Here is an 18,150-nt window from a genome sequence, read left to right as displayed (position 1 = left end):
TTCGGCGGCGCGCCTGATACGCAGACAAGCATGGCCCTACTGCAGATCGCTGAACCCGGACAGAGCCCGCAGCCGCACCAGCGTCGTTTGGCGGTGGGGATTGACCTGGGGACTACCAATTCGCTGGTCGCTGCATTGCGCAGCGGCTTGTCCGAGCCTTTGCCTGACGCCGAGGGTCGGGTCATCCTGCCGTCCGCGGTGCGCTACCACGCGGATCGCGTGGAGGTGGGGCAGGCCGCCAAGGCGGCAGCTGCCAGTGACCCATTCAACACCGTGTTGTCGGTCAAGCGCCTGATGGGGCGTGGCCTGGCTGACGTCAAGCAACTGGGCGAGCAATTGCCTTACCGCTTCGTCGGTGGTGAGTCGCATATGCCGTTTATCGACACCGTGCAGGGGCCGAAAAGCCCGGTAGAGGTGTCGGCCGATATTTTGAAGGTGTTGCGTCAGCGCGCCGAAGCCACGCTGGGTGGCGAGTTGGTCGGTGCGGTGATCACGGTTCCCGCCTATTTCGACGATGCCCAGCGCCAGGCCACCAAAGATGCGGCGAAACTGGCCGGGCTCAACGTGCTGCGCCTGCTCAATGAGCCGACGGCGGCGGCGGTGGCTTATGGCCTCGATCAGCAGGCCGAGGGCGTCGTGGCGATTTATGACCTGGGTGGCGGCACCTTCGATATTTCGATTTTGCGTCTGACCGGCGGGGTCTTCGAGGTGTTGGCGACTGGTGGCGATAGTGCGCTGGGTGGCGATGACTTCGATCACGCGATCGCCGGCTGGATAGTGCAGGAGGCGGGGCTCTCCGCGGATATCGAGCCGGGTGCCCAGCGCAGCTTGTTGCTCGGTGCTTGTGCCGCCAAAGAGGCGTTGACCAGCGCCGCGGCGGTTGAGGTGGCGCACGGAGCGTGGCGCGGCGTGCTCACCCGTGAACATTTCGAGGCGTTGATCGAGCCGATGCTGGCGCGCAGCCTCAAGGCCTGCCGCAGGGCGGTGCGCGATGCAGGTATCGAGATTGAACAAGTCGAAGCGGTGGTGATGGTCGGTGGTTCCACCCGCGTGCCGCGTGTGCGCTCGGCTGTGGCTGAGTTGTTTGCGCGTGAGCCATTGACCGATATCGACCCGGATCAAGTGGTGGCCATTGGGGCTGCGATCCAGGCGGACACCCTGGCGGGTAATAAGCGTGGTGAGGGCGAAGAGCTGTTGCTGCTCGATGTGATTCCGCTGTCGCTCGGCCTGGAGACCATGGGCGGGTTGATGGAGAAGGTGATTCCGCGCAACACCACTATCCCGGTGGCGCGGGCGCAAGACTTCACCACCTATAAAGATGGCCAGACGGCCATGAAGATCCATGTGCTGCAGGGCGAGCGCGAGCTGATCAGTGATTGCCGCTCCCTGGCGCATTTTGAATTGCGCGGTATCCCGCCAATGGTGGCGGGCGCGGCGAAGATTCGCGTGACCTTCCAGGTGGATGCCGACGGACTGCTGAGTGTCGCTGCGCGCGAGCTCGGTTCGGGTGTGGAGGCGAGCATTCAGGTGAAGCCGTCCTATGGCCTGACCGATGGCGAAATCGCTCGCATGCTGCAGGACTCTTTCCGTAACGCGAGTGATGACAAGCTTGCGCGCGCTCTGCGTGAGCAGCAGGTGGATGCCGAGCGTCTGCTCGAAGCCGTGCAGGCGGCGTTGGAAGTCGATGGTCAGCGTCTGCTGAGTGAGGAAGAGCGCGTTGTGATCGACCTGCACATGCAGCAGTTGCGCGAGTTGATGGTGGGGGCCGATGGTCCGGCCATCGAGCAGCAAACCAAGCGCCTGTCCCAGGTTACCGATGCTTTTGCCGCGCGCCGTATGGATGCCACGGTGAAGGCTGCGCTGGCTGGACGCCGTCTGAATGAAATTGAGGAATAATTGATGCCGCAGATCGTTTTTCTGCCCAATGCCGATCATTGCCCTGAAGGGGCGGTGATTGACGCGCAACCAGGCGAGACCATCCTCGATGCCGCGCTGCGCAACGGTATTGATATTGTGCATGCCTGTGAGAAGTCTTGTGCCTGTACTACCTGTCATGTCGTGGTGCGTGAGGGTTTCCGCTCGCTGGCCGAAGGCGATGAGCTTGAAGAAGACATGCTGGATAAGGCTTGGGGGTTGGAACCTGAGTCGCGTCTCTCCTGTCAGGCTGTAGTGGCGGAAGACGATCTGGTGGTCGAGATTCCCAAGTACAACATCAACCAGGTTTCGGAAAGGCACTGAGGGTTCCGGTATGACATTGAAATGGATTGATGTGCTGGAAATCGCTATCCAGCTGGCGGAAAGCAAGCCGGAGGTCGATCCGCGTTACGTCAATTTTGTCGATCTGCACAGTTGGGTGCTGGCACTGCCGGAATTCAATGATGACCCGCAGCACGGCGGCGAGAAGGTGCTCGAGGCGATTCAGGCGGCCTGGATCGAAGAGGCCGACTGAGCCCGTTCAACCCTCGGGCGTCAGCCCTACGCATTTAACCTGAACCCGCGTATAATTCGCGGGTTTAATTTTTGGCTTTAATCCTTGTTTCTGGAGTTTCACATGGCTGTTCAACGCACTTTCTCCATCATCAAGCCTGATGCCGTTGCTAAAAACGTCATTGGCGAAATCACTACCCGTTTCGAAAAAGCCGGCCTGCGCGTCGTTGCTTCGAAGATGAAGCAGCTGTCCAAGGCTGAAGCTGAAGGTTTCTACGCTGAGCACAGCGCCCGTGGCTTCTTCGGCGATCTGGTTGCTTTCATGATTTCCGGCCCGGTTGTCGTCCAGGTACTGGAAGGCGAAGACGCAATCGCCAAGAACCGTGAACTGATGGGCGCTACCAACCCTAAAGAAGCCGCTGCCGGCACCATTCGTGCCGACTTCGCCGAATCCATTGACGCCAACGCTGTCCACGGTTCGGATTCCGAAGCTGCTGCTGCTCGTGAAATCGCTTACTTCTTCTCCGCTACCGAAGTGTGCGCGCGCATTCGCTAAGGCGAACGTGCGAGGGTGAGGCCATGACTGAAGCTGCCGGCAAAATCAATCTACTGGGTCTGACCCAGCCTGAAATGGAACAGTTCTTCGACTCTATCGGGGAGAAGCGTTTCCGTGCCGGTCAGGTGATGAAGTGGATTCACCACTTTGGCGTCGATGACTTCGACGCCATGAGCAATGTCGGCAAGGCCTTGCGCGAGAAGCTCAAGGCCTGCGCCGAGATTCGCGGTCCCGAAGTGGTCAGCGAAGACATTTCCACCGACGGTACCCGCAAGTGGGTGGTCCGCGTGGCGTCTGGCAGCTGTGTCGAGACCGTGTATATCCCGCAAGGCAATCGCGGCACCCTCTGCGTCTCCTCGCAGGCCGGTTGCGCGCTGGATTGCAGTTTCTGCTCCACCGGTAAACAAGGTTTCAATAGCGATCTCACCGCCGCCGAGGTGATCGGTCAGGTGTGGATTGCCAACAAATCGTTCGGCAGTGTGCCGGCGAAGATCGATCGCGCCATCACCAACGTGGTGATGATGGGCATGGGCGAACCGCTGCTGAACTTCGATAACGTGGTCGCCGCCATGCACCTGATGATGGACGACCTCGGTTATGGCATCTCCAAACGCAAGGTGACCCTGTCCACCTCGGGCGTGGTGCCGATGATCGACAAGCTGGGCGAAGTCATTGACGTATCTCTGGCGCTGTCTTTGCACGCGCCTAACGATGAGCTGCGCAATAAGCTGGTGCCAATCAACAAGAAGTACCCGTTGGCGATCTTGCTGGCGGCCTGCAAGCGTTACGTCGCGCGGCTTGGCGAGAAGCGTGTGCTGACGATCGAATACACCTTGCTTAAGGATGTGAACGATAAGCCTGAGCATGCCGAGGAGATGATCGCACTTCTCAAGGATGTGCCTTGCAAGATCAATCTAATCCCGTTCAATCCCTTCCCCTTCTCCGGTTATGAGCGGCCGAGCAACAACGCCATTCGCCGTTTCCAAGACCTGCTGTATAAAGCCGGGCACAATGTCACCGTGCGCACTACGCGCGGCGAAGACATTGACGCTGCCTGTGGGCAGTTGGTCGGTCAGGTAATGGACCGTACCCGGCGTAGCGAGCGCTACATTGCCGTGCGCGAGCTGAGCAACGAGGCTGACGCGCCCCGTACCGCTGTAAACCGAACCTGAAGGTAGTATCTCTATGACCTTGCGCGCCGCGCTGCTTCTGTTTTTCACCAGCTTACTGCTAGGTTGCGTGTCCACGGGCAACGTCGATCCGATGAAAACCGATAAAGGCCGCGACGAAGCGCGTGATGCCTATATCCAGCTTGGAATTGGCTACCTGCAGCAGGGTTCTACCGAGAAGGCCAAGGTTCCGCTGAAGAAGGCTCTGGAGCTTGATCCCGCAAATGCCGATGCGCACGCGGCACTCGCGCTGCTGTTCCAGATCGAGATGGAGCCTGAGTTCGCTGACGAGCATTTCCGCAAAGCGCTTTCGCAGCGCAGCAACGATCCGCGGTTTTTGAATAATTACGGTAGCTTCCTGTTTGAGCAGGGGCGCTACCAAGAGGCTTTCGAGCGTTACCAGCAGGCGGCCCAAGATAACCTGTACCCCGAGCGTTCGCGGGTGTTTGAAAATCTGGGCATGACGGCGCTCAAGCTGAATAAGCGCGCTGAGGCGAAGAAGTATTTTGAGCGCTCTCTGCGGTTGAACAAGCGCCAGCCGCGGGCCCTGCTAGAGATGGCCGAGTTGTCCTTTGCGGACAAAGAGTATGTGCCCGCGCGGGATTATTACGAGAGTTACAGTGCCTTGAGCGAGCAGAGTTCGCGCAGCTTGCTGCTCGGCTCGCGTCTCGCCAACATCTTCGAAGATCGGGATAAAGCCGCCAGCCTAGGCCTGCAACTCAAACGCCTTTATCCCGGTACCCCGGAATATCAGCAATACCTGTCGGAGCAATGATGAAAGCGGTGCATCCCGAAGCTCTAGCTGTGACTCGCAGCAATCCAGGCGAGACTCTGCGTAAGGCCCGCGAAACTAAGGACTGGTCGTTAGCCGAAGTGGCTGCGCAGCTCAATTTGACGACTCAGCGTCTGAGCCAGCTCGAGACGGGTGCGTTCGATCAGTTGCCGGGGCATACCTTTGCCCGTGGTTACGTGCGCGCTTATGCCAAATTGCTTGGAATGGATCAGAGCCTGGCGGTGCAGGAGTTCGACCACTACACCGGGACCGATGCCACTGGCAGTAGCGTGCATGGTCTGGGGCGCATCGAAGAACCCGTGCGTTTGTCGCAGAGCGTGTTGCGCTTAGTCAGCTTTGTCCTACTGCTAGTGCTGGCCGGTATCGGTTTTCTCTGGTGGCAGGATCAGTCGGCAGGCCGCGCTGGCGAGCCGGCCGGGGGCAGCCTGGAGCACGTTGAAGTAGAGAGTGCCGACGGCACTACGCAGATTCACCCGCTGGACGAGCCGGAAGATCAGGCGGTAGCCGCTGCTCAGAGCGCGGGCGAACCTGGCCTGGCTGAGGTGTCTCCCGAGTTGGCTGCGCAGCCCGAGGCGGCCCTACCGGACACTGCCGCTACACCTCAGGCAGCTAGCAGCCCTGTGCTTGCGCCTAATGCACCGGTCGCCGTGGCCCCGGTAGCTCCCTCCGTGATTCCCGTCGCACCTTCAGCGCCTGTTGCCGCAGCTCAAGCTCCCGCTCCCGCAGTTGCGGCAGTAGGTGACGGTATGGTGGGTCTTGAGTTCAGCGCCAACTGCTGGATCCAGCTGACGGATGCCAGTGGCAAAGTGCTGGCCAGCGGCCTGAAGCGCAAGGGCGAGAGGCTGGAGTTGAGCGGTAAAGCGCCTCTGGAGTTGCGTCTGGGTTATGCGCGCGGCGCACAGGTCCGTTACAACGGTCAGGTGGTGGATGTCGCGCCCTTTACCAGTGGCGAAACGGCACGCTTGAAGTTGGGGCAATAAACCATGCACGGCGAATCTCCAATCATCCGTCGCCAATCGCGCAAGATTTGGGTTGGCTCCGTTCCTGTGGGCGGCGATGCGCCTATCGCTGTGCAGAGCATGACCAACACCGACACCTGCGATGTCGCCGCCACTGTGGCGCAGATCCGTCGATTGGAAGAGGCCGGCGCCGATATCGTGCGTGTGTCTGTGCCGGATATGGATGCTGCTGAAGCGTTTGGCAAGATCAAGCTACTGGTCCAGGTACCGCTGGTTGCCGACATCCACTTCGACTACAAGATTGCCTTGCGCGTCGCCGAGTTGGGAGTCGATTGCCTGCGGATCAATCCGGGCAATATTGGCCGCGAAGATCGCGTCCGGGCGGTGGTCGATGCGGCGCGTGACCGGGGTATTTCCATCCGCATCGGCGTCAATGCCGGTTCCCTGGAAAAAGACCTGCAGAAGAAATACGGCGAGCCGACTCCGGAAGCCTTGGTCGAGTCGGCACTGCGCCACGTCGAGCATCTGGATCGGCTGAATTTCCCGGACTTCAAGGTCAGCGTCAAAGCCTCCGATGTATTTATGGCGGTTGCGGCTTATCGGCTGCTGGCCAAGCAGATCGAGCAGCCGTTGCACCTGGGTATCACCGAAGCGGGTGGCCTGCGTTCGGGTACCGTCAAGTCGGCTGTTGGTTTGGGCATGCTGCTCGCCGATGGGATTGGCGATACCATCCGCATCTCCCTGGCCGCCGATCCGGTCGAAGAGGTCAAGGTCGGTTACGACATCCTCAAGTCGCTGCGCTTGCGTTCTCGTGGCATCAACTTCATCGCCTGCCCGAGTTGCTCGCGGCAGAACTTCGATGTGGTCAAAACCATGAATGAGCTCGAAGGCCGCCTGGAAGACCTCTTGGTGCCGCTCGATGTGGCTGTGATCGGCTGTATCGTCAATGGCCCCGGGGAAGCCAAGGAGGCGCATATCGGCCTCACCGGTGGTACGCCGAATAACCTGATTTACATCGACGGCAAGCCGGCGCAGAAACTGACCAATGACAACCTGGTGGATGAGCTGGAAAAGCTGATTCGCCAGAAGGCGGCCGAAAAGGTCGAAGCCGACGCGGCGCTGATCGCCCGTGGCTAGAGCCAAGAATACTAAGGATTGCGTGTGAGTAAGTCTCTACAAGCCATTCGTGGCATGAACGACATTCTGCCCGAGCAGACGCCGCTCTGGCGCTACTTCGAGGGTGCTGTGGCAAACCTGCTGGATGGCTACGGCTACCGGCAGATCCGCATGCCGATCGTCGAGGTCACCGAGCTGTTCAAGCGCTCTATCGGCGAAGTCACGGATATCGTCGAGAAGGAGATGTACACCTTCGCCGACCGTAATGGCGACTCCTTGACCCTGCGTCCGGAAGGCACTGCCAGCTGCGTCCGCGCGGTACTGGAGCATGGTATTGCCGGTGGCGGTCAGGTGCAGAAACTCTGGTACATCGGCCCGATGTTCCGCTATGAGCGGCCGCAGAAAGGTCGTTATCGCCAGTTTCACCAAATCGGCGTGGAGGTCTTTAACCTCGACGGGCCGGACATCGATGCCGAGCTGATCCTGCTGACCTGGCGCCTCTGGGGTCTGCTGGGCATTCGCGATGCGGTGAAGCTGGAGTTGAACAGCCTCGGCACCAGTGCGGCGCGGGCGAATTACCGTGCAGCCCTGGTGCAGTATTTGTCGGCCCGTCTCGAGCTGCTGGATGAAGACAGCAAGCGGCGCCTGGCCAGCAACCCGCTGCGGATTCTCGACAGCAAGGTGCCGGAGACCCAGGCCCTGTTGGCCGATGCGCCGAAGATGGCGGATTACCTCGACGAAGAGTCGCGGATTCACTTCGACGGCCTCAAGGCGCGTCTGGATGCCGCCGGCATTCCCTATGTGCTCAACCCCAAGTTGGTGCGCGGCCTCGATTACTACAGCAAGACCGTGTTCGAGTGGGTCACCGATCAGCTCGGCGCCCAGGGCACGGTGTGCGCCGGTGGTCGTTACGATGGTCTAGTCGAGCAGATGGGCGGCAAGCCGACCGCCGGTGTTGGTTTCGCCATGGGTATCGAGCGGCTGATCTTGCTGCTGGAAACCCTGGGGCAGGTCCCCGCCGAAATTGCCCGCCAGGTCGATCTGTACCTCTGTGCCTTCGGTGAGCCGGCCGAGTTGGCGGGGCTGGCGCTGGCCGAGCGTTTGCGCGATCAGTTGCCGGGTCTGCGTTTGCAGGTGAATGCCGGGGCCGGCAGCTTCAAGAGTCAGTTGAAAAAGGCCGATAAGAGCGGTGCATTGTTCGCCCTGGTACTGGGCGAGGACGAACTGGCTCAGCAAGTGATAGGTTTCAAGCCCCTTCGTGGTCAGGGCGAACAACAAAATATTGCCTGGGATGCTCTGCCTGAGCATCTGGTAGCCTGCCTGAAGCAGGTTTGAGCATTCAGCGAATTAAGGAGTATTGGGGTGACGTCGCGTACTGAAGATGAAGAGCTGGCGCTGATCAAGGACTGGTGGGAGCGCAATGGCAAACCCCTGCTGACCGGGGGTGCCTTGGCGCTGGTGGTGGTCTTTGGCTGGCAGGCTTGGCAGAAGTACCAGAGCAACCAGGCTCAAGGTGCTTCGCTGGTCTACCAGCAACTGCTGGAAACCGCGTTTAACCCGAGTGGCCAGCCGGATGCGGGCCAAGTGGCTGAGCTGGCGAACAAGCTGAAGAAAGACTTCGGTGGTACCCATTACGCCCAGTACGGCAGCCTGTTCGTCGCTAAAGTCGCGGTAGACACGGGCAAGCTGGACGATGCGGCGGCTGAGCTGCAAGCGGTTGTCGCCAAGCCGGCCGATGACACCCTGGGCGAGTTGGCTCGCCAACGCTTGGCCCGTGTGTTGGCCGCGCAAAACAAGGCCGAAGATGCGCTCAAGCTGCTGGAAGGCGATGCGGAGCAGGCCTTCCTGGCCAGTCGCGAAGAGCTGAAAGGTGATCTGCTGGTCAAGCTGGGCCGTCGCGATGAGGCGCATACCGCCTACGAGAAGGCCAAGGCAGCGCTGTCGGACGAAGCTGCGGTGGGTGGTTTACAAATGAAGCTCGACGACCTGGCGAAAGGGGATGCGTGACGTGATGCGCTGGAAATATGCCGCACTGCTGGCCCTGGCCGTTCTGGCCGCGGGTTGCAGCAGCAATAGCAAGAAGGAACTGCCACCGGCCGAGCTGCCCGACTTCACCGAAGAAGTCGAGCTGAAAAAAGAGTGGAGCCGCTCGGTGGGCGATGGCCAGGGCGACTCCTTCAATATGCTGGTGCCCGCGGTGGATGGCGATCATATCTTCGCCTCTGACGTAAACGGCGAAGTGCTGGCACTCAACCGCTTCAGCGGCGACAAGCTCTGGGAGCAAGACCTCGACTTGCCGGTCTCGGGTGCCGTGGGTGCGGGCTATGGCCTGGTACTGCTGGGCACGCTGAAGGGCGAAGTGATTGCCCTGGATGCTGCCAACGGTGAGGAAAAGTGGCGTGCGCGGGTTACCAGTGAGGTACTGGCTGCGCCGGCTACCAACGGTGACGTGGTCGTAGTGCAGACCCAGGACGACCGCTTGATCGCGTTGGATGCGGCAACCGGCAAGCAGCGCTGGATCTACGAAAACACCCCGGCAGTCTTGACCCTGCGTGGCACCGGTGCGCCGATTGTCACCAACCGCTTGGCGTTTGCAGGTCTGTCCAGCGGCAAGGTGATCGCGCTGGATACTCAGCGTGGTCTGCCGGTGTGGGAGCAGCGTGTGGCTGTACCGCAAGGCCGTTCCGAGCTGGATCGCGTGGTCGATATCGACGGCGGTCTGGTGCTTTCCGACACTACGCTCTATGTCGTGAGTTATCAGGGCCGCGTTGCCGGGCTGGACATGGAAAGCGGGCGCATTCTCTGGCAGCGCGAAGCCTCCAGTAACGTCGGTCTGGCCCAGGGTCTCGGCAACGTTTACGTGAGCCTGGCCAACGGTAGCATTGAAAGTGTCGACGAGCGCTCCGCCTCGGCGCTGTGGAGTAACGAAGCTCTGGCTCGTCGCCAGCTGTCGGCTCCGGAAGTGTTCTCCAGTTACGTAGCCTTCGGCGATTTTGAAGGTTATCTGCACCTGGTCAGCCAGGTGGATGGTCGTTTCGTTGGCCGCACACGTATCGACAGCGACGGGTTGCGTGCACGTCCGCTGGTAGTCGGTGATTGGCTGTATGCCTTCGGCAATAGCGGAGATCTGGTCGCGCTGACCATCCGCTAAGCTGTGATCTAGTGTCCGGCCGCTGCCGTTTGACGGCAGCGGCCTTTGTGTTTTCTGAAATTGAGTGGAGGGGCCGCATGGTTCCCGTAATCGCCCTGGTGGGCCGCCCGAACGTCGGCAAGTCCACCCTGTTTAACCGCCTGACTAGGAGTCGCGACGCTATCGTCGGCGATCTGTCTGGTCTGACCCGTGATCGCCAGTACGGTGAGGCTAAGTGGCAAGGGCGAACCTACATCTTGATCGATACCGGCGGTATTTCCGGTGACGAAGATGGCATGGACTCGAAAATGGCCGAGCAGTCGCTGCTGGCCATCGAAGAGGCCGATGCCGTGCTGTTCCTGGTGGATGCCAAGGCCGGCATGTCGGCCGCCGACCAGATGATTGGCGAGCACTTGCGCAAGCGCAACAAGCGTTGCTTCCTGGTGGCGAACAAGGTCGACAGCATCGACCCGGACCTGGCCCGTGCCGAGTTCAGCCCCCTGGGCCTGGGCGACGCCTTGCCGATCGCCGGGGCCCATGGTCGTGGTATCAGCCAGATGCTCGAAGCGGCCTTGTCCGAATTCCCCAAGGATGCGCTCGAGGACGAACCGCTCGAGGGTGAGGTGGTTGCCGAAGGCGAAGAAGCCAAGCGCATCCCCGGCCCGAGCGAGAAGGATGGCATCAAGATCGCCATCATCGGTCGGCCCAACGTCGGCAAGTCGACCCTGGTCAACCGCATGCTCGGTGAAGACCGGGTGATCGTTTATGACCAGCCCGGCACCACGCGCGACAGTATTTATATTCCCTTCGAGCGCAACGGCGAGAAGTACACGCTGATCGACACCGCCGGGGTGCGCAAACGCGGCAAGATCTCGGAAGAGGTCGAGAAGTTCTCGGTGGTGAAAACCCTGCAGGCGATCAAAGACGCCAACGTGGTGATTTTCGTCATGGACGCCCGTGAAGGCGTGGTCGACCACGACCTCAACCTGCTGGGATTCGCGCTGGAAACCGGCCGTGCGCTGGTCATCGCGTTGAACAAGTGGGACGGCATGGAGCCGGGTGAGCGTGACTACGTGAAGACCGAGCTGCAACGCCGCTTGTTCTTCGTCGACTTCGCCGACATTCACTTCATCTCCGCGCTGCACGGTACCGGTGTCGGCAATCTGTACCAGTCGGTGCAGGCCTCGTTCAAGTCGGCGATCACCCGTTGGCCGACCAGCCGCCTGACCCAGATCCTCGAGGATGCGGTCGGTGAGCACGCGCCGCCGATGGTCAATAACCGCCGGATCAAGCTGCGTTATGCCCACTTGGGCGGGGCCAACCCGCCACTGATCGTGATCCACGGCAACCAGGTGGAGAAGGTGCCGAAGTCCTACGTCCGCTACCTGGAGAACACCTATCGGCGCGTATTGAAACTGGTCGGTACGCCGATCCGTATCGAGTTCAAGGGTGGTGAAAACCCGTACGAAGGCAACAAGAACACCCTGACCGATCGCCAGGTCAACAAGAAGCGCCGGTTGATGTCGCACCATAAGAAAGCCGACAAGAAGCGCAAAGACAAGCGCTGACAGTCGGTGGAGACCGCGAGCCGGGCTCGTGAGCAGTTGAACAGGGCGCCGCTGGCGCCCTTTTTCATGGGCGAACGATCCGCTATCCTGCCGGACCCGCGTCGTTGACTGGCGCGGTGTCCAAGCGCTGCGGTCGCGGGTCGAAGCGCTGCGGCGATGGGTCAATAAGGAAGGCGCGATGATCATCAGCAAACTGCCAAATGTCGGCACCACCATCTTTACTCGCATGTCCCAGCTCGCCGCAGAAGTCGGCGCGCTGAATCTCTCTCAAGGCTTTCCCGATTTCGATGGCCCGCAGGCCCTGCGTGAGGCGGTCTGTCGGCATGTTGCGGCCGGCCATAATCAATACGCGCCAATGACCGGCCTGCCGGCGCTGCGCGAGCAGGTGGCGGCGAAGATTGCCCGCTGCTATGGCCGCAGCGTCAGCGCCGAGCATGAGGTCACCATCACGCCGGGAGCGACCCAGGCGATCTTCTGCGCCATCCAGGCGCTGATTCGGCCGGGCGATGAGGTGATCGTCTTCGACCCCAGTTACGACAGCTACGAGCCCTCGGTGGAGTTGGCGGGCGGGCGCTGCGTGCATGTGCCGCTGAGCCAGCCGGCGTTCGCGCTCGACTGGCAGCGCCTCAGCGATGCCTTGAGCCCGCGCACGCGCCTGATCATTCTCAACAGTCCGCACAATCCCAGTGGGGCGCTGATCAGCCGGGCGGATCTGGATCGCCTGGCCGAGTTGATCCGTGGGCGCGATATCTACCTGCTCAGCGATGAGGTCTATGAGCATCTGGTGTTCGACGGTGCCCAGCACGACAGCGTGCTCAGTCATGAAGAGCTGTATCGGCGCGCCTTCGTGGTCAGCTCGTTTGGCAAGAGTTACCACGTCACGGGTTGGAAGACCGGTTACGTGGTGGCGCCGCCGGCCTTGAGTGCCGAGTTGCGCAAGGTGCACCAGTACGTCAGCTTTTGTGGCGTGACCCCGCTGCAGTGGGCGCTGGCGGACTTTATGGCCGAGCACCCGGAACATGTCAGCGAGTTACCGGCGTTCTATCAGGCCAAGCGCGACCTGTTCTGCGACCTGTTGGCCGGCTCGAAATTTCGCTTTACCCGGGCGGCGGGAACCTTCTTCCAGCTGGTCGACTATTCATTGATTCGTCCAGACTTGGATGATGTGGCGATGGCCGAGTGGCTGACCCGCGAACACGGGGTCGCGGCTATTCCGGTCTCGGTGTTCTATCAACAAGCGCCCAAGGATCTGCGCCTGGTGCGGTTCTGTTTTGCCAAGCGCGAAGAGACTCTGGGTCAGGCGGCAGAAAAACTATGCGCGATCCGAGTGCGTTGCCCGATCTGAAACTGGCGCTGATCCAGACCACGCTGGCCTGGCATGACCCGGCCGCCAATTATGCGCATTTCCAGCGCTTGCTCGAGCAGGCGCATGGCGCGGATCTGATCATCCTGCCGGAGATGTTTACCACCGGCTTCTCCATGGACTCGGCCGCTCTGGCCGAGCCGGAAGAGGGCGCCGCCTACGCCTGGCTGCGTGAGCAGGCGCAGCGCTTGAACGCCGTGCTGACCGGCAGCGTGATCATTCGGGCGGCGGACGGCAGCCATCGCAACCGCCTGCTGTGGGCGCGCCCGGATGGCGAGGTGCTGCACTACGACAAGCGCCATCTGTTTCGCATGGCCGGCGAGCACAAGCATTACAGCCCGGGCGAACGGCAGGTGCAGTTGGAGCTGAAAGGCTGGCGGATTCGCCCGCTGATTTGCTACGACCTGCGCTTCCCGGTGTGGAGCCGTGATCCGCAGGACACCGACTTGTTGCTCTACACCGCCAACTGGCCGGCCGCGCGCCGCCAGCATTGGAACCGGCTGTTGCCGGCGCGGGCGATCGAGAATCTCTGTTATGTGGCCGCGGTCAATCGGGTCGGCACCGACGGCAAGGGTTTCGCCTATAGCGGCGACAGCCAGGTGCTGGATTTCCAGGGCGAGACGCTGCTGGATGTGGCGCAGGGCGATGGGGTCTTCCGGGTCAACCTGTCGGCTGCCGAGCTGGCGGCTTACCGTCAGCGTTTCCCGGCCAATCTGGATGCCGATGGCTTCGATCTGAGGCCTTGACGCGCGCTATAAAGCAAAACGCCGGGCATTGCCCGGCGTTTTGCTTTATAGCGCGGCCTGCTTCAGGCGGCTTGCGCTTCGGCCTGGCTCAAGGCTCGGTTCAGTGCGCTGAACAGCGCGCGGAAGCTCGCGGTGGTGAGGTTCTCGTCGATACCGACGCCATGCAGGGCGCGGCCGCCGTTGACGCGCAGTTCGAGGTAGGCCGCGGCCTTGGCGTTGGTGCCGGCGCCGATGGCGTGCTCGGAGTAGTCCATGATCTCCACGCTAACCGGCAGGCCGGCCACCATGGCTTCCAGCGGGCCTTTGCCGATACCGCGCCAGTGCTGGGTTTCGCCATGGGCGCTGACTTCCAGATCCACCGCACTGGTGCCGTTCTCTTCCTGCAGGCGATGGCTCTTCAGCGCGTAAGGCGCCGTGGCTTGCAGGTATTCGCGGTCGAGCAGGTGGTAGATCTGCTGGGCGCTCATCTCCAGGCCCAGGCGATCGGTTTCCCGCTGCACCACCTGGCTGAACTCGATCTGCATGCGCCGCGGCAGGTTGATGCCGTATTCCTGCTCCAGCAGATAGGCGATGCCACCTTTGCCGGACTGGCTGTTGACGCGGATCACCGCCTCGTAGCTGCGGCCGATATCCGCCGGGTCGATCGGCAAGTAGGGCACTTCCCACACCGCATCGGCCTGCTGCTGACTGAAGCCCTTGCGGATCGCATCCTGGTGCGAGCCGGAGAACGCGGTATGCACCAGGTCGCCCACATAGGGGTGGCGCGGGTGCACCGGAATCTGGTTGCACTCTTCGACCACCTTGCGCACGGCGTCGATGTCGGAGAAATCCAGTTGTGGATCGAGGCCCTGGGTGTACAGGTTCAGCGCCACGGTGACCAGGTCGACGTTGCCGGTGCGTTCGCCGTTGCCGAACAGGCAGCCTTCCACGCGATCCGCACCGGCCATCAGCCCCAGCTCGGTGGCGGCCACACCGGTGCCACGGTCGTTGTGGGTGTGCAGGCTGATCAGCACGCTGTCGCGGCGGCTGATGTTGCGGCCGAACCACTCGATCTGGTCGGCATAGATATTCGGCGTGGCGACTTCCACCGTGGCCGGCAGGTTGAGAATCACCTTGCGCTCAGGCGTCGGCTGCCAGACGTCGAGCACCGCGTTGCAGACTTCCACGGCGAACGGCAGCTCGGTGGCGCTGAAGGTTTCCGGTGAGTACTGGAAGGTCCACTGGGTTTCCGGCTGCTGTGCGGCCAGTTGGTTGAACAACTTGGCGGCGTTCACGGCGATGTCGATCACACCCTGCTTGTCTTGATTGAAGACGATCTTGCGGAAGGACGGCGAGGTGGCGTTGTACAGATGGACTATGGCCTTTTTCGCGCCGCGCAAGGACTCGAAGGTGCGCTGGATCAAGTCCTCGCGGGCCTGGGTGAGGACCTGGATGCTGGTGTCGTCCGGGATATGGCCGTCTTCGATCAGGCTGCGCACGAAGTCGAAATCGGTCTGCGACGCGGACGGGAAAGACGCTTCGATTTCCTTCACGCCGACTTTGACCAGGGTCTTCCAGAAGCGCAGTTTTTTCACCGCATCCATAGGTTCGATCAGCGACTGGTTGCCGTCGCGCAGGTCGGAGCTGCACCAGATCGGCACCGCGCTGATGGTCTTCGCCGGCCAGGTGCGGTCGGGCAAGTCGATGGCCGGGAAGGCGCGGTATTTCTTCGACGGGTCTTTGAGCATGCTCATGGGGCAATCCTTTTAGTCGTGGCCGGATAAGGGCGGCCAGCCGATAAAGCGAGAGAGAGGGGCGAGCCGTGCTGTTAAGCACTTTGGTTGCGGGCCATGTTCATGCTGCCAACCCTAGCGATAGAGGTGAAAGCTGGCAAGCATTGCTGTAAAAATGGAATAAGTGTTCGTTTATGTGAGTTTATTGAGATTTTATTCTGTTGTAGTAAGCAAAAGGCCGTGCAAATTGCGCGGCCTTTTAGCACTCGGTAGCGGGTTTGCCCATGCGGCCTTCAGGGCTGGAAGGCGCCGATAAAGATGGCCGGGTCGACGCGGGCGTCGTTCAGGCTGATGTTCCAGTGCATATGCGGGCCGGTCGCCCGGCCGGTGGCGCCGACGCGTCCGATCACGCCGCCACGGCTCAGTTGCTGGCCGAGCTTCACGTCGATTTTCGACAGGTGGCAGAACATGCTGATAAAGCCTTGGCCGTGGTCGACGAACACCGTGTTGCCATTGAAGAAGTAATTGCCGATCAGGGTCACTTTGCCCGCCGCCGGGGACTTGATTGGGGTGCCGGCGGCTACGGCGAAATCCAGGCCTGCGTGGGGGTTACGCTCTTCGCCGTTGAAGAAGCGGCGTAGGCCGAAGCGGCTGGAGAGCGGGCCGTTGACCGGTTTGTCCAGCAGCAGGTTGCTCGGCGTGCCGGGGCTGAAACTCTGGTAGGCGCGGGTCTGCTCGCTCAGTTCGCGTTCGATGCGCTTCAGGTCGGCGGGGTTCGGGTTGACCTGGCGTTGGTTCTTCAGGGTGATGCGCTGTTCGGCGTAATGCTTGCTGCCGACTTTGAAACTCAGGTTGCGTGTGCCGCTGGCGTCTTGGGCGCTGAGTTGCTGGCTACCGGGTTTGACCGTCAGCGGCAGGCCGACTATGGCAATCCAGCGCCTGGCTTCCTCGTGCACCACCAGCACCGGCTTGCCTTGATAGGTGGCGGTGGGTGCGCTGCCGCCGGTGCCGAGGTCGACCACGGCGACGCCGCCGGGCACCGGCTTGTTCAGCAGGCGGCTGATAAAGCCTTCGGCATGCACGGGCAGGGCAAGGCAGAGCAGCAGGGCGATGAGTAAGCGCATGGATTTCTTCTTGAATTCAGGCCTGGGTCGGGCGGATGAGGCTTTTCTCATCCGCCGACGGCGTATCAATCGAGTAGGGAAAGGGTGACCGGCGTCAGATGATTGTCCTCGACGCGCACGTCCAGTTCACCTTCGCCTAGGCGGGCTTTCAGGCGCTGGCCGGGGCGGGTTTGTCCGGCGCTGCGGATCGCCTGGCCGCGGTCGTCGAGGAGGATGCTGTAGCCGCGGCCAAGGGTGGCCAGCGGGCTGATCGCGTGCAGCGTTTGCACCTGGCTTTGCAACTGCAGGCGGCGCTCTTTCAGGCCTTCACGAATCGCCCGCGGTAGGCGCTCGGCCAGGCTGTCCAGGCGTTGGCGCAGCAGGGTCAGGACGCGTCCTGGATGCTGCGCCGCCAGGCGTGTATCGAGGCGGGCCAGGCGTTCGCGGCGGTTGTTCAGTTGCCGTTCGAGGGCTCGGCGCAGGCGCATGTCCAGATCATCGAGGCGCTGCGCGTGTTGGCGCAGGCGCTCGCCGGGATGGCGCAGGCGTCGGGCGATGCCTTCCAGGCGCAGGCGCTCGCGACCGAGGCGATCCTGAATGCGCAAGATCAAGCGGCGGTGCAGGCTGTTCAGGCGTTGCTGCAAGTCGCTGGAGTCCGGCGCCAGCAACTCGGCGGCGGCGGAAGGCGTGGGCGCGCGGACATCGGCGACGAAATCGCTGATCGACACATCCGTCTCGTGGCCGACGGCGCTGACGATTGGCGTCCGGCAGGCGGCTACCGCACGGGCGACGGCTTCTTCGTTGAAGCACCAGAGGTCTTCCAGCGAGCCGCCGCCACGGGCCAGGATCAGCGCATCGAAGCCGCGGGCATCGGCCAGTTCGAGGGCGCGGACAATCTGCGCGATGGCTTCGCGGCCCTGCACGGCGGAGGGGATCAGGGTCAGCTGGACCTGCGGTGCGCGACGGCGGAACACGCTGATGATGTCGCGAATCACCGCGCCCGTCGGCGAGCTGATGATGCCGATCCTTTGCGGGTGCGCAGGCAGTGGAATCTTCTGTGCGGCGGCGAACAGGCCTTCGGCGCTGAGTTTCTCCTTCAGCGCCTCGAACGCCAGGCGCAAGGCACCATCGCCGGCGGGTTCGACGCTGTCGAGAATCAGCTGATAGTCGCCACGGCCTTCGAACAACGAGACCTTGCCGTGCACCTTGACCGCCAGCCCGTCGCGTAAGGCCTGGCGCACGCGCGCGGCGTTCTGCCGAAACAGGGCGCAGCGTACCTGCGCCTGGCTGTCTTTCAGGGTGAAGTAGAGGTGGCCGGACGCGGGTTTGGCCAGATTGGAAATTTCGCCCTCGACCCAGATATTGGCGAACACGTCCTCCAGCAACACGCGGGCGCGGCCGTTGAGTTGGCTGACGGTAAGGACTTCGCGATCGAGGCCGAGACGCTGGAAGGGGTCTTTAATCATGGCAGGCATGATAAAGGCTTTGTGCGTCAGGCCAAAGGTGGT

17 protein-coding genes are annotated in these 18,150 nt (G+C 61.7%); 14 read left to right on the top strand and 3 right to left on the bottom strand.

Translation table 11 applies throughout. The features are described 5' to 3' along the window. The first annotated feature begins 30 nt into the window (after positions 1 to 30). The 14 genes from hscA to FFS13_RS13060 all read left to right on the top strand — a co-directional run bounded on the left by hscA (position 31) and on the right by FFS13_RS13060 (position 13,827). On the top strand, positions 31 to 1,896 hold the full coding sequence (gene hscA, locus FFS13_RS13125; protein ID WP_137819538.1) for a Fe-S protein assembly chaperone HscA: 1,866 nt from the start codon (positions 31 to 33) through the stop codon (positions 1,894 to 1,896). A gap of 3 nt (positions 1,897 to 1,899) precedes the next feature. Continuing rightward, positions 1,900 to 2,238, top strand: a complete 339-nt coding sequence (fdx, locus tag FFS13_RS13120) for an ISC system 2Fe-2S type ferredoxin (RefSeq protein ID WP_137819537.1) — start codon at positions 1,900 to 1,902, stop codon at positions 2,236 to 2,238. Between the two features lie 10 nt (positions 2,239 to 2,248). Next, entirely contained in the window at positions 2,249 to 2,449 is a 201-nt protein-coding gene (iscX, locus tag FFS13_RS13115) for a Fe-S cluster assembly protein IscX (RefSeq protein ID WP_137819536.1), read from the top strand. Positions 2,450 to 2,551: 102 nt separating this feature from the next. Next, positions 2,552 to 2,983: a nucleoside-diphosphate kinase gene (ndk, locus tag FFS13_RS13110; RefSeq protein ID WP_137819535.1), complete on the top strand. Its 432-nt coding sequence runs from the start codon at positions 2,552 to 2,554 to the stop codon at positions 2,981 to 2,983. Between the two features lie 23 nt (positions 2,984 to 3,006). Further along, the gene (rlmN, locus tag FFS13_RS13105; protein ID WP_137819534.1) at positions 3,007 to 4,155 is read left to right on the top strand and encodes a 23S rRNA (adenine(2503)-C(2))-methyltransferase RlmN; all 1,149 of its coding nucleotides are present in this window, start codon (positions 3,007 to 3,009) and stop codon (positions 4,153 to 4,155) included. Positions 4,156 to 4,168: 13 nt separating this feature from the next. Then, a complete protein-coding gene (gene pilW, locus FFS13_RS13100; RefSeq protein WP_137819533.1) occupies positions 4,169 to 4,927 on the top strand; it encodes a type IV pilus biogenesis/stability protein PilW in 759 nt (252 codons plus the stop codon). Continuing rightward, a complete protein-coding gene (locus tag FFS13_RS13095) occupies positions 4,927 to 5,925 on the top strand; it encodes a RodZ domain-containing protein (protein WP_137819532.1) in 999 nt (332 codons plus the stop codon). The genes pilW and FFS13_RS13095 overlap by 1 nt, the downstream gene beginning before the upstream one ends. A 3-nt stretch (positions 5,926 to 5,928) precedes the next feature. Beyond that, the gene (ispG, locus tag FFS13_RS13090; protein WP_137819531.1) at positions 5,929 to 7,041 is read left to right on the top strand and encodes a flavodoxin-dependent (E)-4-hydroxy-3-methylbut-2-enyl-diphosphate synthase; all 1,113 of its coding nucleotides are present in this window, start codon (positions 5,929 to 5,931) and stop codon (positions 7,039 to 7,041) included. A gap of 24 nt (positions 7,042 to 7,065) precedes the next feature. Next, on the top strand, positions 7,066 to 8,355 hold the full coding sequence (gene hisS, locus FFS13_RS13085; RefSeq protein ID WP_137819530.1) for a histidine--tRNA ligase: 1,290 nt from the start codon (positions 7,066 to 7,068) through the stop codon (positions 8,353 to 8,355). A 27-nt stretch (positions 8,356 to 8,382) separates the two neighbouring features. Continuing rightward, complete coding sequence (locus FFS13_RS13080; RefSeq protein WP_137819529.1) at positions 8,383 to 9,027, top strand: tetratricopeptide repeat protein; 645 nt, start codon at positions 8,383 to 8,385, stop codon at positions 9,025 to 9,027. After that, positions 9,020 to 10,171 carry an outer membrane protein assembly factor BamB gene (gene bamB, locus FFS13_RS13075; RefSeq protein ID WP_137819528.1) on the top strand — a complete coding sequence of 384 codons (1,152 nt, stop codon included), beginning with the start codon at positions 9,020 to 9,022 and terminating at the stop codon, positions 10,169 to 10,171. Before FFS13_RS13080 ends, bamB begins: the two co-directional genes overlap by 8 nt. Before the next feature lie 77 nt (positions 10,172 to 10,248). Further along, entirely contained in the window at positions 10,249 to 11,718 is a 1,470-nt protein-coding gene (gene der / locus FFS13_RS13070; protein ID WP_137819527.1) for a ribosome biogenesis GTPase Der, read from the top strand. Between the two features lie 178 nt (positions 11,719 to 11,896). Beyond that, the gene (locus tag FFS13_RS13065) at positions 11,897 to 13,063 is read left to right on the top strand and encodes a pyridoxal phosphate-dependent aminotransferase (RefSeq protein WP_137819526.1); all 1,167 of its coding nucleotides are present in this window, start codon (positions 11,897 to 11,899) and stop codon (positions 13,061 to 13,063) included. Beyond that, complete coding sequence (locus tag FFS13_RS13060; RefSeq protein ID WP_137819525.1) at positions 13,033 to 13,827, top strand: amidohydrolase; 795 nt, start codon at positions 13,033 to 13,035, stop codon at positions 13,825 to 13,827. Before FFS13_RS13065 ends, FFS13_RS13060 begins: the two co-directional genes overlap by 31 nt. Before the next feature lie 62 nt (positions 13,828 to 13,889). On the opposite strand, the gene leuA is transcribed toward FFS13_RS13060, so the two are convergent. The 3 genes from leuA to xseA form a co-directional block, all read right to left on the bottom strand. Continuing rightward, complete coding sequence (gene leuA / locus FFS13_RS13055; RefSeq protein WP_137819524.1) at positions 13,890 to 15,560, bottom strand: 2-isopropylmalate synthase; 1,671 nt, start codon at positions 15,558 to 15,560, stop codon at positions 13,890 to 13,892. A 272-nt stretch (positions 15,561 to 15,832) separates the two neighbouring features. Continuing rightward, entirely contained in the window at positions 15,833 to 16,663 is an 831-nt protein-coding gene (locus FFS13_RS13050) for a peptidoglycan DD-metalloendopeptidase family protein (RefSeq protein WP_137819523.1), read from the bottom strand. Between the two features lie 65 nt (positions 16,664 to 16,728). Beyond that, on the bottom strand, positions 16,729 to 18,108 hold the full coding sequence (gene xseA / locus FFS13_RS13045; protein ID WP_171006481.1) for an exodeoxyribonuclease VII large subunit: 1,380 nt from the start codon (positions 18,106 to 18,108) through the stop codon (positions 16,729 to 16,731). Between the last annotated feature and the right edge of the window lie 42 nt (positions 18,109 to 18,150).

This window comes from Pseudomonas sp. 2FG (assembly GCF_005502935.1).
In the GTDB taxonomy this organism is placed as follows: domain Bacteria; phylum Pseudomonadota; class Gammaproteobacteria; order Pseudomonadales; family Pseudomonadaceae; genus Aquipseudomonas.
This window is presented reverse-complemented; position numbering and strand designations above follow the sequence as displayed.